We start from the raw sequence: 24927 nt of genomic DNA, 5'->3' as shown, positions 1-24927 counted from the left end.
TTATAGCAAAGAGGATACACCTGTTCCCATTCCGAACACAGAAGTTAAGCTCTTTAGCGCCGATGGTACTTGGTGGGAAGCCGCCTGGGAGAGTAGGACTTAGCCACGTAATCTTTTTTTATTTATTTTTAATATTTATTAGATATTAAAGGATTTTGTATACTCATGTAGAATTTATTTTATATGGGGTAAAACTTTTACATCAAAGAATTTCAAAACTAAATAAATTTAGATATATTTAGGTTCTTATATTTAAGATTAATAGGGAAAGAGGTGTAAATCCTCTACAGTCCCCGCTACTGTAATGCAGACGAACTCTATTTACCACTGTTTTATACGGGAAGGTTAGAGTAAGGTTGAAGCTAAGTCAGGAGACCTGCCTTGTATATTATAGCTAGGTTCTCGGGGTTATAGAATTTAAATGTCAAAAATTTTTATTACATTATAATGCACTTAAAGACTTAACTCTAAAGTTAAGTCTTTTTTTATATCGAAATATAAGGAGGTAGTTATGCAACTTTTAAAAAATACAGTTGAAAATATACATCCACTAAGCGAATTACATATGAAAGCTTCAAAAGAAAGATTAGATAGATTAATAAAACCGGTTGGTAGTTTAGGTAAATTAGAAGATATATGCATACAGTTGTCAGGTATAACTAAAAAGAAATACTTTGATACTGATAAAAAAGTGATCATAGCATTTGCAGGAGATCATGGAGTTTATGAAGAAGGAGTTGCACCAGATCCTCAAATAATAACTAAACTGCAATTTCCTAATTTCACAAAGGGGTTATGTGGTGTAGGTGCAATATCTAAATTCGTTAACTCAGATGTGATAGCAGTAGACCTAGGTATAAACACGGATGATAATTTAGAAGGAGTCCTAAATTATAAAATTAGAAAAGGAACTTCGAATATGGCTAAAGGTCCAGCTATGACTAGGGAAGAAGCTATTAAATGCTTAGAAATAGGGATAGAGATAACAAATGATTGTATATCTAAAGGTTATAATCTTATAGGTATTGGAGAAATGGGAATTTGTAATACTACTCCGAGTAGTGCAATAGTTTCTGTGATAAGTGAATGTGATCCAACAGATGTTACAGGAATTGGAGCTGGACTTAGAAAAGATAGATTAGAGCATAAAGCAAATACTATAAGAAAAGCTATAGAATTAAACAAACCAGATAAATTTGACGGAATTGATATACTAGCTAAAGTCGGAGGATTTGAAATAGGTGGTATGGCAGGAGTTATATTAGCTTGTGCTGCAAATAAAGTTCCAGTTGTTATTGATGGATTTATATCTTACGCAGCAGCACTTATCGCTTATACTATAAGTCCTATGACTAAAGAGTATATGATAGCTTCTCATACTTCTGCAGAATCAGGAGCTAAAAAAGCATTAGAAATATTAAGGTTAGATCCAATGCTTAATATGGATATGAGATTAGGTGAAGGAAGTGGAGCGGCTTTAGCATTTAATATTATAGAGGCAGCTAACTTTGCATATAAAAATATGGCGACTATTGATGAAGTAGATATAGGTAAATAAGAAGGTGAATCTATGAGTAAATTAATTTTAGTAACTGGAGGATCTAGGTCAGGAAAAAGCAATTTTGCTGAAAGTTTGTGTATTAATAGAAAAAATTCCACTGCTTATATAGCAACTTCTATTCCATTTGATGATGAAATGAAAGATAGAGTTAGAAAACATAAAGAAAGTAGACCTAGTAACTGGGAAACTTATGAAATTTATAAGGATATATACTCTATAATTAGTGATATAAATAAAAGACATAAGACAGTTATACTAGATTGTGTAACTTTATTAGTCAATAATTTAATGTTTGAATACAAAATAGATTTTGATAATTGTACGCCACAAGAAACTAATGAAATGGAATTTTACATAAAAGATCAAATAGATAAACTTATAAGAGAAGTAGAAAAAACAGATTTATACTTTGTAATGGTAACTAATGAGCTAGGTATGAGTTTGGTTCCAGACAATAAACTTTGTAGAGTATACTCTGATATAGTAGGTAGGATAAATCAGTATATAGGTAAATGTGCTGATGAGGTTTATTTTGTAGTTAGTGGTATACCTATGAAGATTAAGGAGTAACTTATGAAAAGATTTATAGGGATATTACAATTTTTTACTAGGATTCCAATAAGGGTAAATATAGGTTTTGATGAAGAGTTTCATAAAACAATGTATTATTTTCCTTTAGTAGGATTTGTGTTGGGAATTTTATATTTTATAATTGGATTAGTATCAAGTTTTTTATTTGATAGCTATATAACTTCTGTAAATATTTTGATATCTACAGTGATATTAACTGGAGGTCTTCATTTAGATGGTGTAGGAGATACATTTGACGGTATATATAGTTATAGAGATAAAGAAAAAATATTAGAGATAATGAAAGATTCACGATTAGGAACAAATGCAATGCTATCAGTATTATTTTTAATGTTGATGAAACTTGGATTAATATATTCAATTGTACAATCAGGACAATTATATAATTTAATATTTATGCCGGCATTTGCGAGAATGGCAATTGTAATAGCTTGCTATAAAAGTGTAACTCCAAGAAAAAATGGAATGGGTAATGTATTTATAGGCAAGCCTTCTTTAAAAATGATATTAACTGGAATAGTGTATACAGTTATATTAATAATAATTATGGGTATTACTTTATTTAACTTAAATTCATTAGATTTAATTAAAGTAATAGCGTTCATACCTATAATGATTATATTATCAAGATGTTTTGTAAGATATATATATTCTAAAATAGATGGGATAACAGGAGATATACTTGGATGTACTTCTGAGCTTATGGAAGTAATGTATTTGATCTATATATATTTAATTTTTGGATTAAAGTAAGAGGTGAATAAATGTCTAGATTAATACTAGTAAGACATGCAACAACTAATGATAATATAGATGGGAATTTATCAGGTCATATAGATAGTGAACTAAGTGATTTAGGTAAATCACAGATAGCTAAATTAAATGAATTTCTTGAAAAAGAAAAAATAGATTCTATATATACAACCACATCGACTAGAACAAAACAAACTGTACTAGAAATATCAAAATCTAGAGGAATAAATATTATAGAAAAAGAAAGTTTAAAAGAAATTAATTTTGGAGATTTCGAAGGGTTTAATTTTGACATTATACAAAAAAATTACCCAGAAGAATTTGAAAAGTTAATTTCACAAGGATTTAATTATAGATATCCTAATGGAGAAAGTTTAATAGACTCATATAATAGAGTACGTGAAGAAATAGATAAAATAATAAGTTGCAATAAAGATAAGACTATTTTAATATGTTCTCATGCAGGAACTATAAGAAATATTATATCTTACTTAATTGGGAAAACTTATGAATTTCATTGGAATTTTAAAATAGATAATGCATCAGTGAGTATTATTGATATAGTTGATGGATTTCCAGTGATTCAAACACTAAATAATACATCTCATTTAACTTAAAATAAATAAGAATACATAAAAATTTTATAAAATTAACATAAATTAGGTTCTTCATTGAAGATTAATAGGGAAGAAGGTAAAAATCCTTCGCAGCCCCCGCTACTGTGATACTGACGAAACTATTAGACACCACTGTGACGATTTACGGGAAGGAATAGAAGTAGGTTGAAGTTTAGCCAGGAGACCTGCCTAGTTTATGAATATAAAATCTTCGGGGTGAAGGATTTTAAAAATTGGTGAAGTATGTGCATTTTTAAAAACCTATCCTTTAGAGGATAGGTTTTTATATTTCTATAAATTTAAATCTTCAATTTATAGATAAAAATAATTATCAAATCACATATCTGAATAATGTAGAGCATTTTAAACGTTGTTAAAAAATTAAAGAAGTGAATTTTTTGTTATTTAAGGAGATTAATAATATGAGTAAATCGTTAATGTTTTTAGGAACAGCTTCTAATGTTGGTAAGAGTACTTTATCGGCAGGGTTATGCAGAATATTAAAACAAGATGGATATAGAGTCGTACCTTTTAAATCTCAGAATATGGCACTAAATTCATATATAACTAAAGATGGATTAGAAATGGGGAGAGCTCAAGTTACTCAAGCCGAAGCTTGTGGTATTGAACCAGATGTTAGAATGAATCCTATTTTATTAAAGCCTGCTGGGAAAAATAGATGTCAGGTAATTGTTAAAGGCAAAGTCTTAGACCATGTGAGTGCTAGTACTTATCATGGGTATAAGGATGAATTAGCTTCTATGCTTAAAAGTATATATGGAGATCTAAGTAGTGAATATGATGTAGTTATTTTAGAGGGTGCGGGTAGTTGTGCAGAAATAAATTTAAAAGATAAAGATATAGCTAATATGGGAATGGCTGAAATTGCAGATGCTCCAGTAATTTTAGTAGCTGATATTGATAGAGGTGGAGTTTTTGCTTCAATCGCAGGAACTATGCTTTTATTAGAAGAAAAAGAAAGAGCTAGAGTTAAAGGAGTAATCATAAATAAATTTAGAGGAACTGTAGAACTTTTACAATCTGGTATAGATATGCTAGAGGATATTATAAAAGTTCCAGTATTAGGAGTTGTTCCTTATAGTGATTTAAATATAGAAGATGAAGATAGTGTGACAGATAGATTTAATAAACAATTTAGACAAAATGATATAAATATTGAAATTATAAGAACTCCTTATATGTCTAATTTTACAGATGCTCATATGCTAGAAATACAAGAGGATGTAAGTATTAGATATGTAGAAAAAGGACAATCTTTATCAAATCCAGATATGGTTATTATACCAGGAAGCAAAAATACAATAGAAGATTTAATTTATATAAGAGAGAGCGGATTAGAAAAGCAAATAAAAGACTTAGAAAGACAAGGTAAATTAATATTTGGAATTTGTGGAGGATATCAACTTTTAGGTAAAAAAATATATGATCCAGATGGAGTTGAAGGGTCTATAAAAGAAATAGATGGACTTGGTCTTTTAGAGATAGAAACTATATTTGAAAAAGAAAAAGTAACTACTCAAGTAGAAGCTGTAATAAATGAGAATTTAGGTGGTTACTTAAGTTTATTAGGAAATAAAAGTGTTAGAGGGTATGAAATTCATATGGGGATAAGTAAAGGAATTAATAAACCTTTAAATACTATAGTAAAAAAATTAAATGAAGAAACTTCATATGTTGAAGGATGTGTAAATGAAAAAGGAAATGTAGTTGGGACTTATCTTCATGGAATATTTGATGATGTTAAGTTTACAAGAAGTTTACTAAATTCAGTTAGAGAGAAAAAGGGATTAGAGGGTGTAGAGAGTTCTATAAATTCTTTTGAAGAATTTAAGAATAAAGAATATGACAAATTAGCAGATATATTAAGACAATGTCTAGATATAGATAAAATATATGAAATTATAAATGGTTAGGTGAAATTATGAAAAAAATATTAATAGCAGGAACGAGTAGTGGAGTGGGTAAAACTACTATATCCCTAGGAATAATGCAAGCACTAACTAATAGAAAATTAAAAGTACAACCTTATAAAGTTGGACCAGATTATATAGATCCATCTTACCATACTTTTATAACTAAAAGAGATTCAAGAAACTTAGATTCTTATATGTTAGATGATGAAAAAATTAAATATATAGTAAATAATGCTTCTAAAGATGCAGATATATCAGTAATTGAAGGTGTAATGGGTCTTTATGATGGATTTGGAATTGACTTAAATGCTTGTACAAGTTCATATACTTCAAAATTACTAAAAGCTCCAGTTATATTAGTTATAAATGGAAAGGCTATGTCATCATCATCAGCTGCTATGGTATTAGGATATAAAGAGCTTGATAAAGATGTAAATATAAAAGGTGTAATAGTGAATAACGTAAAAACTCAAAGACACTATGAACTTATAAAAGAAGCTATAGAAACATATTGTGAAATTGAAGTCTTAGGATATTTTCCACCTAATGAAAAATTTTCATTAGAATCAAGGCATTTAGGATTAGTTCCAAGTGTAGAAATAGATTCCTTAACAGAGAAGTTTAATAATTTAGGAAATGAGATTGAAAAATACATAAATATAGATAGATTAATTGAGATATCAGAAGGTGAAGAAATTGAAAGCAACTTTGATATAAGTGATCTACCAAAGTTTGAAAATAAAAAAATAGCTATAGCTTATGATAAGGCTTTTAATTTCTATTACAAAGAAAATTTAGAACTATTAAAACAAATGGGTGTACAAATTTTAAAATTTAGCCCTCTTAATGATAAGCATTTGCCTAAAGCAGATTGTATATATATAGGAGGAGGTTTTCCAGAATTGTTTGCAAAAGAACTAGATGCAAATCAAAGTATGAGAAAATCCATAAAAGAAGCTCATGAAAAGAATATACCTATATATGCTGAGTGTGGAGGGTTAATGTATTTAGGAGAAAAGCTTAAAGATTCAAATAATGATGAATTTAACATGGTTGGGATTTTTAAAGGAACTAGTGAAATGACTAAGTCTTTAAAAAGATTTGGGTATTGCGATGGAATTGCTAAAATAGATACAATACTTTCTAAAAAAGGAGATGTAATAAAAGGTCACGAGTTTCATCATTCAGTATTTAATAGTGAAGAACCATGTGCATATAAAATGATTAAAAAAAGAGGAAATAAAGTATTAGATGAATGGGATGGAGGATACTCAAAAGGTAATACTTTAGCTACATATTTACATACCCACTTTTATAATAACTTAGATGCCATAATTAAATTTGTAGGTGGTAGAGATGAATAGTTTAACTGTAATTATAATGACATTAGCCTACATACTGGATTTAATAATAGGGGATCCGTATTCTTTTCCTCATCCAGTTAGATTTATTGGAAATTTAATAAGATTTGTAGAAAATAAAATACGAAGTATATCAAAGACATCAGGACAATTAAAAATGGGCGGATTTGTATTGTGGATTATAACTGTAGGAACTACATTTATAGTAACTAATTTAATAATTAGTGTATTTACATTTAGTAAAATATTTTATGTTATAGTAGCATCAATAATACTATATACAACTTTATCTACAAAATGCTTAGCAGATGAAGCTAAGAAGATATATAATGTTTTAAAAACTGGAGATATAGAAAAATCAAGAAAACAGTTATCTTATATAGTAGGTAGAGATACAACTAATTTAAATGAACAAGAGATAATAAGAGCTACAGTTGAAACAGTAGCAGAAAATACTGTGGATGGAATAATAGCTCCTATGATGTATGGATTTATAGGTGGACCGGTGCTTGCTATGGTCTATAAAGCTATAAATACTTTAGATTCAATGGTAGGATATAAAAATGAAAAGTATAAAGATATAGGATTTGCATCTGCAAAAATTGATGATATTGCAAATTTTATACCTGCAAGGATAACTCCATTTTTCATGATGATAGCAAGTTTAATGCTTCGACTAAATGCTAAAGAAAGTATACGAATAGCTATAAGAGATAGAAAAAATCATAAAAGTCCAAATTGTGCGTATCCAGAAGGTGCAGTAGCAGGTGCACTTGGAGTTCAATTAGGTGGTACTAATATATATTTTGGGAAAGAAGTTTATAAACCTACTATAGGTGATAAACACAGAGAATTAGAAATAGAAGATATTTTAAAAACTAATAAAATAATGTATGCTACATCTTTTGTGGCATTAGTGATATTTTCTATTATAATTTATTTAATTAGATAGAAGGTGAAAAAATGAATGATCTTGGACATGGAGCTAATGTAGAAATTATGTGTAAAAATTACAATAAAAGTTCAAAAAATATAATTGATTTTAGCTCTAACATAAATCCATATTTAATAAATAATTTAGAAAATTATATATTAGAGGGATTAAGAGAATGTGTTAAATATCCAGATATAAACTATACTAATTTAAGAAAAAACATAGCTAATTATCTCAATGTTAAAAGTTCATTTATAATACCAGGCAATGGAGCAACAGAGATAATATATCTTTTAATGAAAAGTATAAATAAAAGATTAGCTATATTAAATCCTACATTTTCAGAATATGAAAGAGGCGCATTACTAAACAATGTAGATGTAATAAACTTATATCTAGATAAGGATAAAGATTTTGAAATAGATATAAATAATATAAAAGAAAATATAGATAAATTCGATAGTTTATTTATATGCAATCCATCGAATCCAATAGGTAGAGTATATGATTTGAGTGAATTATTAGAAGTTTTAACTAAACATAATAAGCTACTTATAATTGATGAGACTTTTATGGAATTTGTAGAAAAAGAAGAAAAATATAGTTTAGTAAAATATATAGAAAATAACCCGAATATATTTATAATCAAAGCAGTAACTAAATTTTTTGGTATGCCAGGTCTAAGATTAGGATATGGTGTTTGTAGCAATGAAAAGTTATTGGAAAATATGTATAAGATAAAAGAGCCATGGTCTATAAACACTTTTGCAGATGTACTTTCAAATTACCTATTTAAAGAAGAGGAATATATAAAGGAAAGTAAAAAGTATTTTATAAAAGAAAGAAATTTTATGCTTAAAAATTTAAATGAAATTAAAGAAATTAAAGCATATAAAACAGATACTAATTTTATATTAATTAAATTAAAAAATAAAACTGCAAAAGAATTAAAAGAAGAATTATTTATAAAAGATAATATTCTTATAAGAGATGCATCTAACTTTAGAAATTTAGATGAAAATTATATAAGAGTAGCTATAAAGAGTCATGAAGAAAATTTAGAGTTAATAAACAAATTAACTAAAGTTCTAGGAGAATAGAATGAAATCACGTGGAATATGTCCAGCCTCTTGTGGGGAATTTGTTCAAGGAATTATAAAGGATAAAGAGTATTTATCATCTTATGCTATAGATAGATACTCAATAGTTAATTTAGAAGAAAGAATAGAGGATGTAAAAAAAGGTCCTTTAAAAGCTAGAAAGGCTATAGAGGAAGTTTTTAAATATTTTAATTTACCTAAAAAAGAATTAAAACATATATCTATAGATATAAATAGTGAAATACCTATAAGTAAGGGGATGGCAAGTTCAACTGCTGATATAGGAGCTACTATAAAAGCAACTTTAAATCTTATAGGGAAAAATTTAGATGAATATGAAATATCTAGACTTGCAACAAAGATAGAGCCTACAGATTCTATTTATATTAAAGAAAATACTATTTTTAATCCTTTAGATGCAAATGTAATAAAAAAGTTAGGTATTTTAGATACTGGGAAAGTATTAATATTAGAACCTAATGAAACTCTAAGTACAAAATACATAAGAAAAAAAGAAAATTATAATAAGTTAAAAAAGCAAAATAAATACATAATAGAATATGCTTTTAAGCTTCTAGAAGAAGGTATAAAAAAGAAAGATTTAAATTTAATAGGACAAGCTTGTAATATAAGTAGTATTGCAAATGAAAACATACATAAAAAGAAGTATTTAAATGAAATAATGGATATATCGAAAGAGTATGGAGCCTACGGAGTCAACATTGCACATAGTGGAACTGTGGTAGGAATACTTTTAGAATCTGATATGAATGAAGAAATAATTAAAGCTAAGCTTATAGATAGAAAAATAAATAAAAAATATAAAAAAATATACACAGCAAATATAATAGCTGGGGGACTTAGGAGTGATTAAACATGGGATACATTAAAAACCCTATGATGATAGAAAATAAAAGTTTTGAAATAATACAAGGAATAATTGATGAAATAAGACCAGATTATAAATTTAAAAATGATTTAGAAGAAAAAATTATAAAAAGAGCTATACATACAACAGCAGACTTTGAATATTTAGATATATTAAAAATATCTGAAATAGCGGTAGAAAAAATATCAAATGCATTAAAAAATAAAGCTACTATTTATACAGATACGAATATGGCATTAAGTGGTATAAATAAAAGAAAATTAGATGCTCTAGGATGCAAATACAAATGTTTTGTAAGCGATGAAGAAGTAGCAAAACTAGCAAAAGAAAAAGGAATAACGAGATCTATGGCAGCAGTAGAAGTTGCATCAAAAGAAGAAGGGAAAAAAGTTTTTGTACTTGGAAATGCTCCAACAGCTTTATATAAAGTTATAGAGATGCATAATACAAAACAATTAGAAGTAGAAGCAGTAGTTGGTGTGCCAGTTGGATTTGTAGGAGCAGAAGAATCAAAGGAAGCGTTAGAAAAAACAGATATTCCTTTCATAATATCAAAAGGTAGAAAAGGTGGAAGTAATTTAGCAGCAGCTATAATAAATGCAATATTATATGCGATGTAAGGTGATATCATGGAAGAATATGTTTATATAGATGGTAAGAAATATAAAAGAGGATATACTACAGGTTCTTGTGCTACAGCAGCATCTAAAGCAGCATCTCATATGCTACTTACGAAATTTCCGATAGAAATCATAAATATAGATACTCCTAAAGGAATACCTCTTAATTTAAAAGTAGAAAACATAAACATACAAGATAATTATGTAGAGTGTTCTATACGAAAAGATGGTGGAGATGATATAGATGCAACTCATAATATGCATATATATGCAAGAGCTGAATTTATTGATTCAAAAGAAATTATAATAACTGGAGGTAATGGAGTAGGTAGAGTTACTAAGAAAGGTTTAGGTATAGAAATTGGAGAATCTGCAATAAATAAAACTCCAAGAAATATGATAAATAATGAAGTTAGAAAAGTTATAGGAGAAGGTAAAGGAGTAAAAATAACTATATTTGCTCCTGAAGGAGAACTTATAGCTAAGAAAACTTTTAATCCACGTCTTGGAATAGTAGGGGGGATATCTATAATTGGGACTACAGGAATAGTAGAACCAATGAGTGATGAAGGATGGAAAAAATCTTTATCTATAGAACTTGAAATGAAAAAAGCTCAAGGAATGGACAAGATAATTTTAGTTCCAGGAAATCATGGAGAAATGTTTATAAAAGAAACACTAGGAATTGATATGAAGTATATAGTTAGAACTAGTAATTTTATAGGTTATATGCTAAAAGAAGCTCAAAGAATTGGGTTTAAAAAAATACTTATGGCTGGGCATCTTGGAAAATATGTAAAGATAGCAGGTGGGATATTTAATACTCATAGTAAAGTAGCAGATGCTAGAAATGAAATATTATTGGCAAATTTAGCTCTTATGAATGCACCTTTCGAACTTATTAAAAAAGTAAATGAATGTTTAACAACTGAAGAATTTATTGAAATTATTAATTCTAAAGAATATGAAGGATACAAAGAAATATATAATATACTTTCAAATAAATGTAGAGAAAGAATAGATATATACCTTAATGATGAAGAAATAAATGTTGAAGTAATGATATTTTCAATGGAAAAAGAATTACTTGGACAATCAGAAAAAGCTAGTGATTTAAAGGAGATATTTTATGATTAATATTATAGGACTGGGTCCAGGTAACATAGGATACTGCACAAAATTAGGTGAAAAGTTAATATATAACTCGGATGTAATAATCGGCGGAAGAAGAAATTTAGAGACCATAACCAATTTTAAAGGGAAAAAAATTGAACTAAATACCAATTTAAAAGAAATAGTAGAATACATAAAAAATAATAAAGAAAAAAATATCTCAGTTATAGCTTCAGGAGATCCATCTATATATGGAATAGGTAAGTATTTATCAAATAATTTTGATAAGAGTGACTTAAATATAGTTTCAGGAATAAGTTCAATGCAGTACATATTCTCGAAAATATGTGTTGATATGAATGATTTGTATATCACAAGTAGTCATGGAAAATCTCCAGATTTTGACTATATACTTAACCATAAAAAAGTTTGTATGGTAACAGATAACAAAATTGGACCAAAAGAGATTGCAAAAGAAATACTAAAAAGGAACTTAGATAAAGTTATGATAGTTGGAGAAAATTTATCTTATGATAATGAAAAAATTACTATAGCAAAGCCAAGTGAGATTATAGAAATAGAAAAATTTGATATGAATGTTGTGGTGATATTAGATGAAAAATAGTGAGTTTATAACAGGCGATGTCCCTATAACTAAGGAAGAAGTTAGGGCTATATCTATAAATAAACTTAATCTAAAAGATAAAAAAACATTTTTAGATATTGGGGCAGGTACAGGTAGTGTTAGTGTCGAAGTGGCATATAATTACCCTGATATTGAAGTAATATCTATAGAATGCAAGGATAAAGCAATTGATTTAATAAATAAAAATATAAAAAAGTTTAATTTAGATAATGTTAAAGTTCTTAAAGGATACGCACCATTAGATATAGGAAAAAAAGTAGATTCTATATTTATTGGAGGGAGTGGACCAAATCTAAAGGAAATATTGGAATGGTCTAAAATGAATTTAAATGAAAATGGAACTTTAGTTGCAAATTTTATAATAATAGATACTTTTTATAAAACTTTGAACTTATTAAAAGAATTAGGATTTAAAAACATAGAAGCTACAATGTTAAATGTAGCTAAGTTAGAGAAATTAGGTAAAGGTGAGTACTTCAAACCTTTAAATCCAATATATATAATATCTTGTAAAAAGGGAGAGAAAGATTATGAATAAGGTACATTTTGTAGGGGCAGGACCAGGAGATAAAGATTTAATAACATTAAAAGGATATAAATTATTAAGTGAAGCTGATGTAGTTATCTATGCAGGTTCATTAGTAAATCCAGCTTTACTAGATTATTGTAAAGATGGTTGCGAAATACACGATAGTGCATCTATGGACCTTAATCAGATAATAGATGTTATGGAAAAAGGAATAAAAAGTAATAAGCAAGTAGTAAGGCTTCAAACTGGAGATTTCTCTATATATGGGTCTATAAGAGAACAAGTAGAAGAACTAGTAAAATTAGGTATAGATTATGATTGTACTCCTGGAGTAAGTTCATTCTTAGGAGCAGCATCAGCATTAGGAGTTGAATATACTGTTCCTGAAATATCTCAAAGTGTTGTGATAACTAGAATGGAAGGAAGAACTCCAGTGCCTGAAAAAGAAAGTATTGAATCTTTTGCTAAGCACCAAACATCTATGGCTATATTCTTGTCGATTCACGATATAGAGAAAGTAGTAAAAAGATTACACGAAGGTGGCTATCCAATGAATACTCCTATAGCGGTAGTATATAAAGCTACTTGGCCAGAGGAAAAAATAGTAAAAGGTACTTTAGAAGATATAGCTGAAAAAGTAAAAGAAAATAAAATAAATAAGACTGCTTTAATTTTAGTAGGAAGATTCTTAGGCGAAGAGTATAAAAATTCAAAGTTATATGATAAGGACTTCAAACATGAGTACAGAAAATAAAATTGCTTTTATAGCAGTAACACAAAATGGTAAAGATTTAGCAATTAATATAAAAAAAATATTAGGTGAAGGTGATATTTATATTACTGACAAATTATTTAATAAAACCAATAAAGAAATCTATAAGATTATTGAAGGAAGATTATCGGAGTTTACAGCTAAACTATTTAAAGAATATGAGATTTTAATATTTATAATGGCAACTGGAATAGTAGTAAGATCTATAGCAAGTCATATAAAAAGTAAATTTGAAGACCCAGCCATTTTAGTAATAGATGAAAAAGGAAAAAATGTAATAAGCTTACTAAGTGGACATATGGGTGGAGCGAATGAAATGACAACATATATAAGTAGTCTTATAGGTGCTAATCCTGTAATAACTACAGCTACAGATGTTAATGGTAAAAGTTCACTAGATATAATAGCTAAAAATTTAAATGCACATATAGATAATTTTAGAGAAAATGTAAAAGATGTTAATTATTTATTAGTTAATAAAGGAAAAGTAGGATTATATATAGACGGTAATTATAAAGTTGATACTAGAGGTTTTATAACCATTAAAAATATTGATGAATTCCATAGTCTAAATGATTTAGATAAAATTATTTATATAACTAATAAAGATAATATAAATATAGAAGATTCAAGATTTATAAAAGTAGTTCCAAAGGATATTGTAATAGGGATGGGATGTAGAAGAAATACACCTTACGAGAATATTAATAATGCATTAGAAGATATCTTGAAAAAATACAATATAGATAAAAAAGCTATACGTAAAATAGGAAGTGTTGAAGTAAAAAAAGATGAACAAGGAATTATAAAATTATCAGAAATTTTAAAAATTCCATTTGAAACTATTAGTATAGAAGAAATAAAAAAAATAGAATACAAATTTGAAAAGTCTGAATTTGTAAAAAAGAGTATAGGAGTTTACTGTGTAGCAGAGCCTGTAGCTTATATACTCAGTGATAAAAACCTTATAGTAACAAAACATAAGTATAAGGGAATAACTTTTTCGATAGGGAGAATAGATATATGATTTATGTAATAGGGATAGGCCCTGGAAGTAAAGAAATGATGACTATAGAAGCTATAGAAGCAATGAAAGATAGTGAAGTAATAGTAGGATATAAAACTTATATAAATTTAATAACTGAATTTATTAAAGATAAAGAAGTATTACAAAATGGAATGAGACAAGAAATAGATAGATGCAAACAAGCAGTAGAAATTGCTAAACAAGGTAAAAAGGTTGCAGTTATAAGCAGTGGAGATGCTGGAATTTATGGTATGGCAGGATTAATATTAGAGCTAGTATCAAAAGAAAAACAAGACATAAAAGTAAAAGTTATTCCTGGGGTTACTGCAAGTATAGGAGCAGCTGCAATACTTGGAGCACCTATAATGCATGATTTTTGTCATATAAGCTTAAGTGATTTATTAACTCCTTGGGAAGTAATAGAAAAAAGATTAAGATTAGCAGCAGAAGCTGATTTCGTAATTTGTTTATATAATCCAAGAAGTAAAGGTAGAAGCGAGCATTTAAGTAAAGCATTTAAAATAATGAGTGAGTTTAAAGATGGTAAAACTCCAGTTGGAATAGTAAAGGATGTAGGTAGAGAAAAAGAAGAAAAGTTTATATGTACATTTGACACTATGGATTTTGAAAGAGTGGATATGACTACAATGGTAGTTATAGGGAATAAATCTACTTTTATACATGATGATTTAATGATAACTCCAAGAGGTTACAATATATGATTTTAGTTTTAGGCGGAACATCAGACAGCACTCGTATATGCAGCTTATTAAATGAAATGAATAAAGAATATATAGTTTCTGTAACTACACAATATGGAGCTGACTTAGCTAATAGAGTAGCTAAAAATGTGATAATTAAAAGAATGGATATCGAATATATGACTAATTTTATGAAAGAAAATAAAATTGATTTAGTTATAGATTCAACTCATCCATATGCGGTAGAAGTGTCAAAAAATGCTATCGAAGTTACGGATATATTAAATATTAATTATATAAGATACGAAAGAAAATCACTTTTAGAAGAATTAGAATATGATAAGGTGATAAAAGTCAAAAACACAGAAGAAGCTTATAAAAAAGCTAATGAAATAGGTCAAAATATATTTTTAGGAACTGGAAGCAAAACCATAAAAGAATATGCAGATAACCTTAAAAATAAAAAGATAGTAGCAAGGGTATTACCAACAAGTGAAGTTATTAAAATGTGTGAAGATGCTGGATTGAATGCAGATAATATTATAGCTATGAAGGGACCCTTTAATGAAGCTATAAATGAAGAAACATATAAGCATTATAATATAGATTTAGTTATAACAAAAGAAAGTGGTATAGAAGGGGGTTTCTTAGAAAAAGTAAATGCTGCCAAAAATTTAGATATACCAGTGATTGTAATAACAAGAGAAAAATTAAACTATCCTAATGTAGTTAATTATATAGATAATATAAAAGAGTTAGTGGTGGAGGATTAAGTATGAAAAAAGCTATTTTAGTTGTTAGCTTTGGAACAAGCTACAAAGAAACAAGAGAAAAGACTATAGAAGCATGTGAAAAGAAGATAAAGAAAGCTTTTGAAGGATATGATTTTTTTAGAGCTTTCACATCTAATATGATAATAAGAAAATTAAAAAATAGAGATAACATATATATTGAAAATCCTATAGAAGCTTTAGATAGATTACATAAAGAAGGATATGACGAAGTTATAGTTCAAACACTACATATAATTTGTGGGGAAGAATATACAAAATTAAAAGAACAAATAAGTCAGTATGAAGATAAGTTTAACAAGATAGTACTTGGAAGACCACTTCTTACTCAGATAGAAGATTATAAGGAAACTATAGAAGCCTTAAAATCGCAAGTACCAGAACTAGAAGAAGATGAAGCGGTAGTATTTATGGGACATGGAACTGAGCATGAGGCTCATAGTGCTTACCCAGCATTAGATTATATGTTAAAGCAAGAAAATGTTAAAGCTTATGTTGGAACGGTAGAAGGGTACCCTGAGATAGAAGAAGTAATAGTAAATCTTAGAAAAGATAAAATATCAAAGGTTAGATTAATGCCATTTATGTTAGTTGCAGGAGATCATGCTATAAATGATATGGCTGGTGATGAAGAAGATTCATGGAAATCAATATTAAATAAAGAAGGATTCAAAACTAAAGTACATTTAAAAGGTTTAGGAGAAAATGAATGTATTCAAGATAAATTTGTTAGACACGCACTTAATTGTGTTGAATTAGTAAATGTAGGAGGAAATTAATATGGCAAAGTTTTATGGGATAGGTACAGGACCTGGAGATAGTGAATTAGTGACAGTAAAGGCAGTAAACACAATAAAAAATTTAGATATATTATATACACCAGAAGCTAAAAGAGAAGGAAATAGCTTAGCATTAAGGATAGTAGAGCCGTATCTACCAGAAAGTTTAAAAATAAAGCAAAGACATTTTCCAATGAATTTTAATGATGGTGAAAAAATAATTGCTTGGAATAGAGTAGCGGATGAAATAGTAGAAGATGTTATAGAAGGTAAAAATGTTGGATTTGTAACTTTAGGAGATCCTATGATTTACAGTACATATGTATATATAATGGAAAGACTTATAGATAAAATAGATGTTGAAACTATACCTGGTATATCGTCATTTTCTAATATAGCATCTAACCAAAACTTCCCATTAGTTATGGATAAAGAACCTCTTATAATTGTTCCATGTACTATAGATGAAGAAAAAATAGATTATGCTTTAGAAAATTATAGTTCTATAGTATTAATGAAAGTTTATAAAAACTTTAAAGAAATAGTTGAGAAGTTAGAAAAGAATAACTTATTAGAATATTCTATATTAGTTAGTAATTCATCTTTAGACAATGAAGTAGTGTATAATAATCTAAAAGAGATTGATTTAGAAAATAAAATATCTTATTTTTCTACTATATTAGTAAATAAAGAAAATGCTAAAGTAGGATAATCTGGAGGATTATATGAATTTTGCAGTAGTGGGAGTTAATCATAATGATACACCTATACATATAAGAGAATGCGTATCTTTTACAGATACGCAAAAAATAGAGAGTATTAACTTCTTATTAGACAATGGAATTCAAGAGGTTGTTATACTTTCTACTTGTAATAGAAGTGAAATATATATATATTCGAAAAATATATTGGATAAAGTTGAAATTGTAAAAAATTTCTATGAAGACTTTTTTAATGTAAGTAATATAAAAAAATATTTATTTTGCAAAGTAGGTCAAGATTCTATAAAACACGTATTTAATGTTGCATCAGGACTTGATTCCATAGTTATAGGTGAAGACCAAATTCTTGGACAAGTAAAAGATGCTTATGATTTTTCAAGACAATTAGGAGCAAGTAAAAAGGTATTTAACAAACTTTTTAGAGAAGCTATAACTGTTTCTAAAGATATAAAAACTACTACTAAAATATCACATCAGCCATTATCTATAAGTTATATAGGGATTAAATGCTTAAAGGATAAAATAGGTACTTTAGAAGGAAAAAATGCTTTAATAATTGGTCTTGGTAAAATGAGTAGATTAGCAATGACACATTTACAAGAAGAAAATCTAAACAAAATATATATTACAAATAGAAGTTATGGGAAATTGCAAGATTTACAAAACAAGTGTGAAAATTTAATACCTATAAAATATGAAGATAGGTATAAAGTTATGCGTGATGTAGATGTGGTTATAAGCGCAACTGCATCTCCTCACACCGTTATAAAGAAAGAAAATATGCCACTATTATCAAATAAATTATTTATGATGGATATAGCTTTACCAAGAGATATAGATAAAAATTTAAATCAGATGGAAAATATAGAAGTTTATGATATTGATGATTTAAAGAAAATAAGTGATGAAAATGATAAAAAAAGAAAAGAGTTAGCATCCTGTGCACAATTAATAATACAAGATAAGATAGAAGAGTTTAATAATTGGTTAAAAGCAATAAAAATAGACCCTACTATTCAATCTTTAAATGATAAATGTCTAGATATTAGAGAAGATACTCTAGATTATATCTATAGAAAACTAGATTTAGATTGTAAAGAGAAAAAAATAATAGACAAGATGCTTACATCTGCATTAAAAAGGCTAATTAGAGAGCCTATATTGAATTTAAAACAAATTAAAGATAGTGGTAAGCAAGAAGAGTATATAAAAGTAGTTGAGGAATTATTCGACTTGTAATATATGGGACAAAAGGAGATTGAGTATGAAAATCATAGTAGGAAGCAGAGGAAGTAATTTAGCTCTTACTCAAACAAATTGGGTTATAAGTGAATTGAAGAAACATCATCCAAATATAGAATTTGAAGTTAAGATAATAAAAACTAAAGGGGATTTAATCCAAAATGTTTCTTTGGATAAGATAGGAGATAAAGGGTTATTTGTTAAAGAAATAGAACAACAATTATTAGATAAAAAAGTTGATATAGCTGTACACAGTATGAAAGATATGCCATCAAGTTTACCTGAAGGTTTAAAATTTGCAGGTGTACCTAAAAGAGAAGATATAAGAGATGTACTTATACTTAAAGAAGGGTATAATTCTTTAGATGATTTGCCTGAAGGTGCTAAGATAGGTAGTGGAAGTAAAAGAAGAAAGTATCAACTTTTAAAGCATAGACCTGATTTAAATATAGTTCCTATAAGAGGTAATATAGAAACTAGAATGAAAAAGATAGAAGATGAAAACTTATATGGAGTAATACTTGCAGCAGCAGGTTTAAAAAGAGCAGGATTAGAAGAAAAAATAAGTTGTTATTTAGATATAGATACAGTTATACCAGCACCAGCACAAGGAGCTTTAGGTATTGAAATAAGAAAAGGAGACTCTAGAGTAGAGGAAGTATTAGACTGTATAAAAGATGAGGTCTCACAAATACAAGTAAGTGCAGAAAGAGGATTTTTAGATGGAATCAATGGAAGTTGTCATATTCCTATAGGTGCATATTGTATGGTTAATGGTGAAAACATAAGTTTAACTGGATTATATGGAGATGAAGAAGGTAAAAAACTTATAACCAAAACTATAGAAGGAAAAAAATCAGAAGCTAGAGAGCTAGGAATTGAGTTAGCTAAATTAATTTCAAAGGAGTTTGAGTCTTATGAAGGGTAAAGTTTACTTAGTTGGAGCCGGGCCTGGAGATTATAAACTTATGACTTTAAAAGGAATGGAATGTATAAAAAAAGCTGATGTAATAGTTTATGATCGACTGGCTAATGATAAATATTTAAAAGAAGCAAAAGAAAATTGTGAGTTTATATATGTTGGAAAAGCATCTAGAAATCATGCTTTACCACAAGATAAGATAAATGAAGTTATAACTCAAAAAGCTAAAGAAGGAAAAATAGTAACAAGGTTAAAAGGTGGGGATCCATACGTATTCGGTAGAGGTGGAGAAGAAGCTGAATTTCTTTTAGAAAATGATGTGGAATTTGAAACAGTTCCTGGGATAACATCAGCTATAGGCGGACTTTGTTATGCTGGAATACCTATAACTCATAGAGATTATGCATCTTCTTTTCATGTTATAACAGGGCATTTAAAGGACGATGAAAATGATGAATTAAACTGGAATGCTTTAGCTAACAATAAAGGAACTTTAGTTTTTTTAATGGGAGTTGCAAATTTAAAAAAGATAAGCAATAACTTAATTAGAGAAGGAAAATCGAAAGAAACGCCTGTTGCCTTAATAAGCTGGGCTACTCGATATAATCAAAGTGTAGTCACAGGTAACTTAGAAAATATTTATGATATAGCAATAAAAGAGGGTGTTAAACCACCTACACTTATTGTAGTAGGTGATGTAGTTAAGCTTAGAGAGAAATTAAATTTCTTTGAAAACAAACCTTTATTTGGGAAAAATATTTTAGTTACTAGAGCTAGAACTCAAAGTAGTACTTTGGTAGAAAAAATAATGGATTTAGGTGGGAATCCAATAGAAATACCTACTATAAAAATTGAAAAAGTAGAAAACAATAAAGAATTAGAATATGAAATTAATAACATCAAAAAATATAATTATTTAATACTTACTAGTCAAAATGGAGTAAATATATTTTTTGATAAGTTAAGTGAAATGAAATTAGATTTAAGAATATTAGCACATTTAAAAATATGTGCTGTTGGGACTGCTACAGCAAAGGAGCTTAAAAAGAGAGGAATAATTGCTGATATAGTTCCTGAAAAGTTTGTAGGAGAAGCGATGTATGATACTTTAAAAGATATATTAAATAGCAATGATAATATACTTATTCCAAGAGGTTCAAGTGCAAGAGACTTCTTAGTTGATAAATTAAGTGAAATTTGCAATATAAAAGAGGTACATACATACAACACAGTTATAGAAGATAAGTATAAAGATGAAATAATAGGCTTATTAAATGATGAAACTATAGATTACATAACATTTACAAGTTCATCTACAGTTTCTAATTTTATTGATATAATAGGAAGAGAGAATATAGATAAGCTTAAAAGTACAAAAGTTATATCTATAGGTCCTATAACTAGTAATACAGCTAAAAACTTAGGACTTGAAGTTTATAAAGAACCAAGTAATTACACAATAAATGATTTAATTAACTGTATTATACAAGACTAAAAATCTAGGGGGAATTTAAGATGTTAAGAAGACCAAGAAGATTAAGAGCAAGTTCTGCAATAAGAGATTTAGTGAGGGAAACAGTATTAAACATAAATGATTTAATATACCCTATATTCGTAGTAGAAGGAGAAAATATAAAAGAAGAAATACCATCATTGCCAGAGGTCTATCACTTTTCTTTAGATAAACTAGAAGATGAGATAAAAGAGTTAAATGAATTAGGAATTCAGCATGTTATATTATTTGGTATTCCAGATGAAAAGGATCCTTTTGGTAAAGAAGCATATAATGATGAAGGAATAGTTCAAAAAGCTATAAGAAAAATAAAAGAAATAGATCCAAATATGTGCGTAACAACTGATGTATGTATGTGTCAATACACTAGCCATGGTCACTGTGGAATTTTAACAGAAAAAGGTTACGTAGATAATGATGAAACATTAGGATACTTAACAAAGATAGCTGTAAGTCATGCTAAAGCAGGTGCAGACATGGTAGCTCCATCTGATATGATGGATGGAAGAATACAAGCTATGAGAGAAGGATTAGATGCAGCAGGTTTTGAAACTGTGGCTATAATGTCATATAGTGTTAAATATGCATCAAGTTTCTATGGGCCATTTAGAGATGCAGCAGGTTCTGCTCCATCATTTGGAGATAGAAAAACATATCAAATGGATCCAGCAAACTCAAATGAAGCTTTAATAGAAGCTGAACTTGATGTTTTAGAAGGTGCAGACATGTTAATGGTTAAACCTGCATTATCATATCTTGATGTAATAAGAAGAGTTAAAGACAACTTTGATTTACCGCTAGTAGCTTACAATGTAAGTGGAGAGTATTCAATGTTAAAACTTGCTGTTAAAGAAGGATTATTAAGTGAAGATGCTATATATGAAGCTGTTATGTCAATAAAAAGAGCTGGAGCAGATATAATAATAACTTACTTTGCAAAAGATATAGCAAAGAAAATTAGGGGGTAATGACCAATGAGAAAAAATGAAAAGTCACTTAAAATATATGAAGAAGCAACTAAGTACATACCAGGTGGTGTAAATAGCCCAGTTAGAGCATTTAAATCAGTAGGATTAGACCCTGTTTTTATAGATAGAGCACAAGGGTGTAAGATATATGATGTAGATGGAAATGAATATATAGATTATATATGTTCATGGGGGCCTCTTATGTTAGGTCATAGTCCTAAGGAAATAGTTGATGGAATAGAGGAAGTAGTTAAAAAAGGTACAAGCTATGGAGTTCCAACTGCTATAGAAGTTGATATGGCTAAACTTATAGTAGAAGCTTACCCTGCTATAGATCAAGTCCGTATGGTAAACTCTGGGACAGAAGCTACTATGAGTGCTTTAAGAGTTGCTAGAGCTTACACTGGTAGAAATAAAATACTAAAGTTTGAAGGATGTTATCATGGTCACTCAGATGCACTTTTAGTTAAATCTGGGTCAGGTACTATAACTTATGGAGTTCCAACAAGTCCAGGGGTTCCTGAAGATGTTGTTAAAGATACTTTAGTAACTAGATATAATGATATAGAAGCTACTAAAGCTATGTTTGAAAAACATGGAAATGAAATAGCTGCTGTTATATTAGAGACAGTAGCAGGTAATATGGGAGTTGTTCCAGGCAAAAAAGAATTTATACAATTCTTAAGAGATATAACTAAAGAATATAAAACTGTTTTAATATTTGATGAAGTTATAACTGGATTCAGATTAGCTTATAACAGTTCTGTAGGTTACTATGGAATAGAGCCTGATATGGCTTGCTTTGGTAAAATAATAGGTGCTGGGCTTCCAGTAGGAGCTTATGGTGGTAAGAAGGAAATAATGGATATGGTATCTCCTGTAGGACCTGTTTATCAAGCTGGTACTTTATCAGGCAACCCACTAGCTATGTATATGGGTAAAAAGAATTTAGAAATATTAAGAGATAGACCTGAAATTTATAGTGAGTTAGAGAGAAAAGCTAAGAGACTTGAAGAAGGGTTAAGAGCTAATGTTGAAAAATTAGGATTAAAATATACTGTTAATAGAGCTGGATCTTTAGTTTGTTTATTCTTCGCTGAAGGACCTATAAATAACTATGATGATGTTACTAAATGTAATGTTGAAATGTTTAATAAGTACTTTGAAGAATTGTTAAACAGAGGTATCTTACTTGCACCAACTCAATTTGAAGCTATGTTCTTATCTAATGCTCATACTGACGAGATAATAGATGAAACTATTAAGGCTAGCTATGAAGCTTTAAAAGCTGCGCATAATTTATAATATAAATAAAATTAGATTATCAAGACATTGGTTGATTTATTACCCAATGTCTTTTTTATATAAAATAAAAAGGTAAATCATATTTATTTATAGAAATAGATAAATTGTAAATAAATTTTTAGAGGAGAAACTTTTTATGAAAATTGATAGAGATTTGTTAGAAGGATATTTAAATAAATGGCAAGATATTCTTAGGCTTAGAGATTGGGATATTAAGTGTGAATTGGTTGAGGTTAAATGGAGAAAGAGTGGAGATATAAAAATTGACAGAGATGTCAAACAAGCTGTATTAATGATAAATAATTATGATAGAAAACATACTAATTTAGAGGCCCTAGTAATTCATGAACTGTTACATCTTAAATTATGGGGTATGGATCAAATGATAGAATCTCTTATATATAGTGTTTTTGGAAATGATGAAAATAATCCTAAGTTTGAATTTGCTTATACTCAATTTATGCATGAATTAGAAAGCACTGTGGAAGATTTGGCAAAAGCATATGTAGTAACAGGAGCAGAAAATAAGGAAATTTCATTTGGCAGAATTCAAAAGGAAGTGGATGAAGAGTTAGGATTAAATATTAATGTTAAATAGTCTTTGTTGTAATATAATTATATATATGAATATAATTTGAAGGGATTTGAAATATGAATTATCCAATAATGATAGACTTAAAAGGTAAAAAGATAACTATAATTGGAGGGGGAAAAATAGCATACAGAAAAGCTAACAATTTTATTAATTTTGGATATGATGTCAATGTTGTTTCTATAGAATTTATAGAAGAATTTAAAAATCTAAGAGACAATGTTAATTTTATAATTGATGAATATAATGAAAAATATATAGAAGATAGTTTTATAGTTGTAGCAGCAACTAATAATACACATATTAATAAAAAAATAGGTATATTTTGTAGAGAAAAAGATAAACTAGTTAATGTGGTTGATAATCCTAACTTATCTAATTTTATAGTTCCTTCTTGTCTTAAAAGAGGGGATTTAATCATAAGTGTATCTACTTGTGGAAAAAGTCCTTCTTTAGCATCTAAGATAAAAAGAGATTTAGAAGTAACTTATGATGATAGTTATGAAGAATATGTTAATTTATTAGGAGAAATAAGAATTAAAATTCTCGAAAAATATAATGATTCAAGAGAAAAAAAGAAATTATTAAATGAAATAATAAATTTAAGTCTTGAAGAACTTAAAAAATATGAAGTTTGATAATTGTTGAAATTTAGGGGTTTTTAAGATGTATCTTTAAAGTTTAAAATGAAAAATAAAAAAAGTTTTTAAAAAAGTATTGACGATATGATATGAAGGTGGTAAAGTATTACTTGTCCTTAAGAAAAGGGCAAACAAATAAGTGAACTTTGAAAATTAAACAGTAGGTTAATTATAAAAATTCTTTTTAAAGAATTAAACAACAAATAACCAAGCCAGATATTCAGATAATGATAGCTGAGCGATGGACAACTTTTATTTGAGAGTTTGATCCTGGCTCAGGATGAACGCTGGCGGCGTGCCTAAC

26 protein-coding genes, 1 rRNA gene and 2 riboswitches are annotated in these 24927 nt (G+C 28.1%); all 27 genes read left to right on the top strand.

Annotation, left to right across the window (positions count from 1 at the left end; translation table 11 throughout):
* A 5S ribosomal RNA gene (gene rrf, locus ABFX13_RS13365) occupies positions 1-109 on the top strand; the annotation flags it as partial.
* A 114-nt stretch (positions 110-223) separates the two neighbouring features.
* A riboswitch (cobalamin riboswitch) is annotated at positions 224-397 on the top strand.
* 114 nt (positions 398-511) lie between these two features.
* Positions 512-1558, top strand: a complete 1047-nt coding sequence (gene cobT, locus ABFX13_RS13360) for a nicotinate-nucleotide--dimethylbenzimidazole phosphoribosyltransferase (protein ID WP_346046871.1) — start codon at positions 512-514, stop codon at positions 1556-1558.
* Positions 1559-1570: 12 nt separating this feature from the next.
* On the top strand, positions 1571-2131 hold the full coding sequence (gene cobU / locus ABFX13_RS13355) for a bifunctional adenosylcobinamide kinase/adenosylcobinamide-phosphate guanylyltransferase (RefSeq protein WP_346046869.1): 561 nt from the start codon (positions 1571-1573) through the stop codon (positions 2129-2131).
* A gap of 3 nt (positions 2132-2134) precedes the next feature.
* The gene (cobS, locus tag ABFX13_RS13350) at positions 2135-2905 is read left to right on the top strand and encodes an adenosylcobinamide-GDP ribazoletransferase (RefSeq protein ID WP_346046867.1); all 771 of its coding nucleotides are present in this window, start codon (positions 2135-2137) and stop codon (positions 2903-2905) included.
* A gap of 11 nt (positions 2906-2916) precedes the next feature.
* Entirely contained in the window at positions 2917-3522 is a 606-nt protein-coding gene (locus ABFX13_RS13345) for a histidine phosphatase family protein (RefSeq protein ID WP_346046865.1), read from the top strand.
* A 27-nt stretch (positions 3523-3549) separates the two neighbouring features.
* A riboswitch (cobalamin riboswitch) is annotated at positions 3550-3729 on the top strand.
* 215 nt (positions 3730-3944) lie between these two features.
* The gene (locus ABFX13_RS13340) at positions 3945-5456 is read left to right on the top strand and encodes a cobyric acid synthase (RefSeq protein WP_346046862.1); all 1512 of its coding nucleotides are present in this window, start codon (positions 3945-3947) and stop codon (positions 5454-5456) included.
* 8 nt (positions 5457-5464) lie between these two features.
* Positions 5465-6820, top strand: coding sequence for a cobyrinic acid a,c-diamide synthase CobB (locus ABFX13_RS13335; protein ID WP_346046860.1), 1356 nt, complete (start codon positions 5465-5467; stop codon positions 6818-6820).
* Positions 6813-7769: a cobalamin biosynthesis protein gene (locus tag ABFX13_RS13330; RefSeq protein WP_346046858.1), complete on the top strand. Its 957-nt coding sequence runs from the start codon at positions 6813-6815 to the stop codon at positions 7767-7769. The genes ABFX13_RS13335 and ABFX13_RS13330 overlap by 8 nt, the downstream gene beginning before the upstream one ends.
* 11 nt (positions 7770-7780) lie before the next feature.
* Positions 7781-8851: a pyridoxal phosphate-dependent aminotransferase gene (locus ABFX13_RS13325; RefSeq protein WP_346046856.1), complete on the top strand. Its 1071-nt coding sequence runs from the start codon at positions 7781-7783 to the stop codon at positions 8849-8851.
* 1 nt (position 8852) lies between these two features.
* Entirely contained in the window at positions 8853-9725 is an 873-nt protein-coding gene (locus ABFX13_RS13320) for a GHMP family kinase ATP-binding protein (RefSeq protein WP_346046854.1), read from the top strand.
* Positions 9726-9727: 2 nt separating this feature from the next.
* Positions 9728-10360, top strand: coding sequence for a cobalt-precorrin-8 methylmutase (locus ABFX13_RS13315; protein WP_346046852.1), 633 nt, complete (start codon positions 9728-9730; stop codon positions 10358-10360).
* 9 nt (positions 10361-10369) lie between these two features.
* A complete protein-coding gene (gene cbiD, locus ABFX13_RS13310) occupies positions 10370-11497 on the top strand; it encodes a cobalt-precorrin-5B (C(1))-methyltransferase CbiD (protein WP_346046850.1) in 1128 nt (375 codons plus the stop codon).
* Entirely contained in the window at positions 11490-12098 is a 609-nt protein-coding gene (locus ABFX13_RS13305; protein ID WP_346046848.1) for a cobalt-precorrin-7 (C(5))-methyltransferase, read from the top strand. Before cbiD ends, ABFX13_RS13305 begins: the two co-directional genes overlap by 8 nt.
* On the top strand, positions 12088-12657 hold the full coding sequence (locus ABFX13_RS13300; RefSeq protein ID WP_346046846.1) for a decarboxylating cobalt-precorrin-6B (C(15))-methyltransferase: 570 nt from the start codon (positions 12088-12090) through the stop codon (positions 12655-12657). The genes ABFX13_RS13305 and ABFX13_RS13300 overlap by 11 nt, the downstream gene beginning before the upstream one ends.
* On the top strand, positions 12650-13402 hold the full coding sequence (locus ABFX13_RS13295) for a cobalt-precorrin-4 methyltransferase (protein WP_346046844.1): 753 nt from the start codon (positions 12650-12652) through the stop codon (positions 13400-13402). The genes ABFX13_RS13300 and ABFX13_RS13295 overlap by 8 nt, the downstream gene beginning before the upstream one ends.
* Complete coding sequence (cbiG, locus tag ABFX13_RS13290; RefSeq protein WP_346046842.1) at positions 13368-14447, top strand: cobalt-precorrin 5A hydrolase; 1080 nt, start codon at positions 13368-13370, stop codon at positions 14445-14447. The genes ABFX13_RS13295 and cbiG overlap by 35 nt, the downstream gene beginning before the upstream one ends.
* Positions 14444-15169, top strand: coding sequence for a precorrin-3B C(17)-methyltransferase (cobJ, locus tag ABFX13_RS13285; RefSeq protein WP_346046840.1), 726 nt, complete (start codon positions 14444-14446; stop codon positions 15167-15169). The genes cbiG and cobJ overlap by 4 nt, the downstream gene beginning before the upstream one ends.
* The gene (locus ABFX13_RS13280; RefSeq protein ID WP_346046838.1) at positions 15166-15921 is read left to right on the top strand and encodes a cobalt-precorrin-6A reductase; all 756 of its coding nucleotides are present in this window, start codon (positions 15166-15168) and stop codon (positions 15919-15921) included. Before cobJ ends, ABFX13_RS13280 begins: the two co-directional genes overlap by 4 nt.
* A gap of 2 nt (positions 15922-15923) precedes the next feature.
* A complete protein-coding gene (locus tag ABFX13_RS13275; RefSeq protein WP_346046836.1) occupies positions 15924-16718 on the top strand; it encodes a sirohydrochlorin cobaltochelatase in 795 nt (264 codons plus the stop codon).
* Position 16719: 1 nt separating this feature from the next.
* The gene (locus tag ABFX13_RS13270) at positions 16720-17430 is read left to right on the top strand and encodes a cobalt-factor II C(20)-methyltransferase (RefSeq protein ID WP_346046834.1); all 711 of its coding nucleotides are present in this window, start codon (positions 16720-16722) and stop codon (positions 17428-17430) included.
* 13 nt (positions 17431-17443) lie between these two features.
* Positions 17444-18679 (top strand): glutamyl-tRNA reductase, encoded by a 1236-nt coding sequence (gene hemA, locus ABFX13_RS13265; protein ID WP_346046832.1) that lies wholly within the window; start codon positions 17444-17446, stop codon positions 18677-18679.
* Between the two features lie 25 nt (positions 18680-18704).
* The gene (hemC, locus tag ABFX13_RS13260) at positions 18705-19610 is read left to right on the top strand and encodes a hydroxymethylbilane synthase (protein ID WP_346046829.1); all 906 of its coding nucleotides are present in this window, start codon (positions 18705-18707) and stop codon (positions 19608-19610) included.
* Positions 19600-21099: a uroporphyrinogen-III C-methyltransferase gene (gene cobA, locus ABFX13_RS13255; protein ID WP_346046827.1), complete on the top strand. Its 1500-nt coding sequence runs from the start codon at positions 19600-19602 to the stop codon at positions 21097-21099. The genes hemC and cobA overlap by 11 nt, the downstream gene beginning before the upstream one ends.
* Before the next feature lie 20 nt (positions 21100-21119).
* Complete coding sequence (gene hemB, locus ABFX13_RS13250) at positions 21120-22085, top strand: porphobilinogen synthase (protein WP_346046825.1); 966 nt, start codon at positions 21120-21122, stop codon at positions 22083-22085.
* A gap of 6 nt (positions 22086-22091) precedes the next feature.
* Complete coding sequence (gene hemL / locus ABFX13_RS13245; RefSeq protein WP_346046823.1) at positions 22092-23390, top strand: glutamate-1-semialdehyde 2,1-aminomutase; 1299 nt, start codon at positions 22092-22094, stop codon at positions 23388-23390.
* Positions 23391-23526: 136 nt separating this feature from the next.
* Complete coding sequence (locus ABFX13_RS13240) at positions 23527-23988, top strand: hypothetical protein (protein WP_346046821.1); 462 nt, start codon at positions 23527-23529, stop codon at positions 23986-23988.
* Positions 23989-24041: 53 nt separating this feature from the next.
* Positions 24042-24620, top strand: a complete 579-nt coding sequence (locus ABFX13_RS13235; RefSeq protein WP_346046819.1) for a precorrin-2 dehydrogenase/sirohydrochlorin ferrochelatase family protein — start codon at positions 24042-24044, stop codon at positions 24618-24620.
* Positions 24621-24927 lie beyond the last annotated feature (307 nt).

The organism is Paraclostridium tenue (assembly GCF_039521565.1).
GTDB lineage: Bacteria > Bacillota > Clostridia > Peptostreptococcales > Peptostreptococcaceae > Paraclostridium > Paraclostridium tenue.
This window is presented reverse-complemented; position numbering and strand designations above follow the sequence as displayed.

Bases quoted from the DNA above. Each gene is read 5' to 3' on its own strand.
- ABFX13_RS13335 (WP_346046860.1), top strand. From the start codon at position 5,465: ATGAAAAAAATATTAATAGCAGGAACGAGTAGTGGAGTGGGTAAAACT.
- cobJ (WP_346046840.1), top strand. From the start codon at position 14,444: ATGATTTATGTAATAGGGATAGGCCCTGGAAGTAAAGAAATGATGACT.
- ABFX13_RS13270 (WP_346046834.1), top strand. From the start codon at position 16,720: ATGGCAAAGTTTTATGGGATAGGTACAGGACCTGGAGATAGTGAATTA.
- hemB (WP_346046825.1), top strand. From the start codon at position 21,120: ATGTTAAGAAGACCAAGAAGATTAAGAGCAAGTTCTGCAATAAGAGAT.
- ABFX13_RS13325 (WP_346046856.1), top strand. From the start codon at position 7,781: ATGAATGATCTTGGACATGGAGCTAATGTAGAAATTATGTGTAAAAAT.
- ABFX13_RS13235 (WP_346046819.1), top strand. From the start codon at position 24,042: ATGAATTATCCAATAATGATAGACTTAAAAGGTAAAAAGATAACTATA.
- ABFX13_RS13240 (WP_346046821.1), top strand. From the start codon at position 23,527: ATGAAAATTGATAGAGATTTGTTAGAAGGATATTTAAATAAATGGCAA.
- ABFX13_RS13320 (WP_346046854.1), top strand. From the start codon at position 8,853: ATGAAATCACGTGGAATATGTCCAGCCTCTTGTGGGGAATTTGTTCAA.
- ABFX13_RS13300 (WP_346046846.1), top strand. From the start codon at position 12,088: ATGAAAAATAGTGAGTTTATAACAGGCGATGTCCCTATAACTAAGGAA.
- hemA (WP_346046832.1), top strand. From the start codon at position 17,444: ATGAATTTTGCAGTAGTGGGAGTTAATCATAATGATACACCTATACAT.
- ABFX13_RS13295 (WP_346046844.1), top strand. From the start codon at position 12,650: ATGAATAAGGTACATTTTGTAGGGGCAGGACCAGGAGATAAAGATTTA.
- hemL (WP_346046823.1), top strand. From the start codon at position 22,092: ATGAGAAAAAATGAAAAGTCACTTAAAATATATGAAGAAGCAACTAAG.
- ABFX13_RS13340 (WP_346046862.1), top strand. From the start codon at position 3,945: ATGAGTAAATCGTTAATGTTTTTAGGAACAGCTTCTAATGTTGGTAAG.
- ABFX13_RS13345 (WP_346046865.1), top strand. From the start codon at position 2,917: ATGTCTAGATTAATACTAGTAAGACATGCAACAACTAATGATAATATA.
- ABFX13_RS13315 (WP_346046852.1), top strand. From the start codon at position 9,728: ATGGGATACATTAAAAACCCTATGATGATAGAAAATAAAAGTTTTGAA.
- cbiG (WP_346046842.1), top strand. From the start codon at position 13,368: ATGATAAGGACTTCAAACATGAGTACAGAAAATAAAATTGCTTTTATA.
- ABFX13_RS13275 (WP_346046836.1), top strand. From the start codon at position 15,924: ATGAAAAAAGCTATTTTAGTTGTTAGCTTTGGAACAAGCTACAAAGAA.
- cobA (WP_346046827.1), top strand. From the start codon at position 19,600: ATGAAGGGTAAAGTTTACTTAGTTGGAGCCGGGCCTGGAGATTATAAA.
- ABFX13_RS13280 (WP_346046838.1), top strand. From the start codon at position 15,166: ATGATTTTAGTTTTAGGCGGAACATCAGACAGCACTCGTATATGCAGC.
- ABFX13_RS13305 (WP_346046848.1), top strand. From the start codon at position 11,490: ATGATTAATATTATAGGACTGGGTCCAGGTAACATAGGATACTGCACA.
- cobU (WP_346046869.1), top strand. From the start codon at position 1,571: ATGAGTAAATTAATTTTAGTAACTGGAGGATCTAGGTCAGGAAAAAGC.
- ABFX13_RS13330 (WP_346046858.1), top strand. From the start codon at position 6,813: ATGAATAGTTTAACTGTAATTATAATGACATTAGCCTACATACTGGAT.
- cobS (WP_346046867.1), top strand. From the start codon at position 2,135: ATGAAAAGATTTATAGGGATATTACAATTTTTTACTAGGATTCCAATA.
- hemC (WP_346046829.1), top strand. From the start codon at position 18,705: ATGAAAATCATAGTAGGAAGCAGAGGAAGTAATTTAGCTCTTACTCAA.
- cobT (WP_346046871.1), top strand. From the start codon at position 512: ATGCAACTTTTAAAAAATACAGTTGAAAATATACATCCACTAAGCGAA.
- cbiD (WP_346046850.1), top strand. From the start codon at position 10,370: ATGGAAGAATATGTTTATATAGATGGTAAGAAATATAAAAGAGGATAT.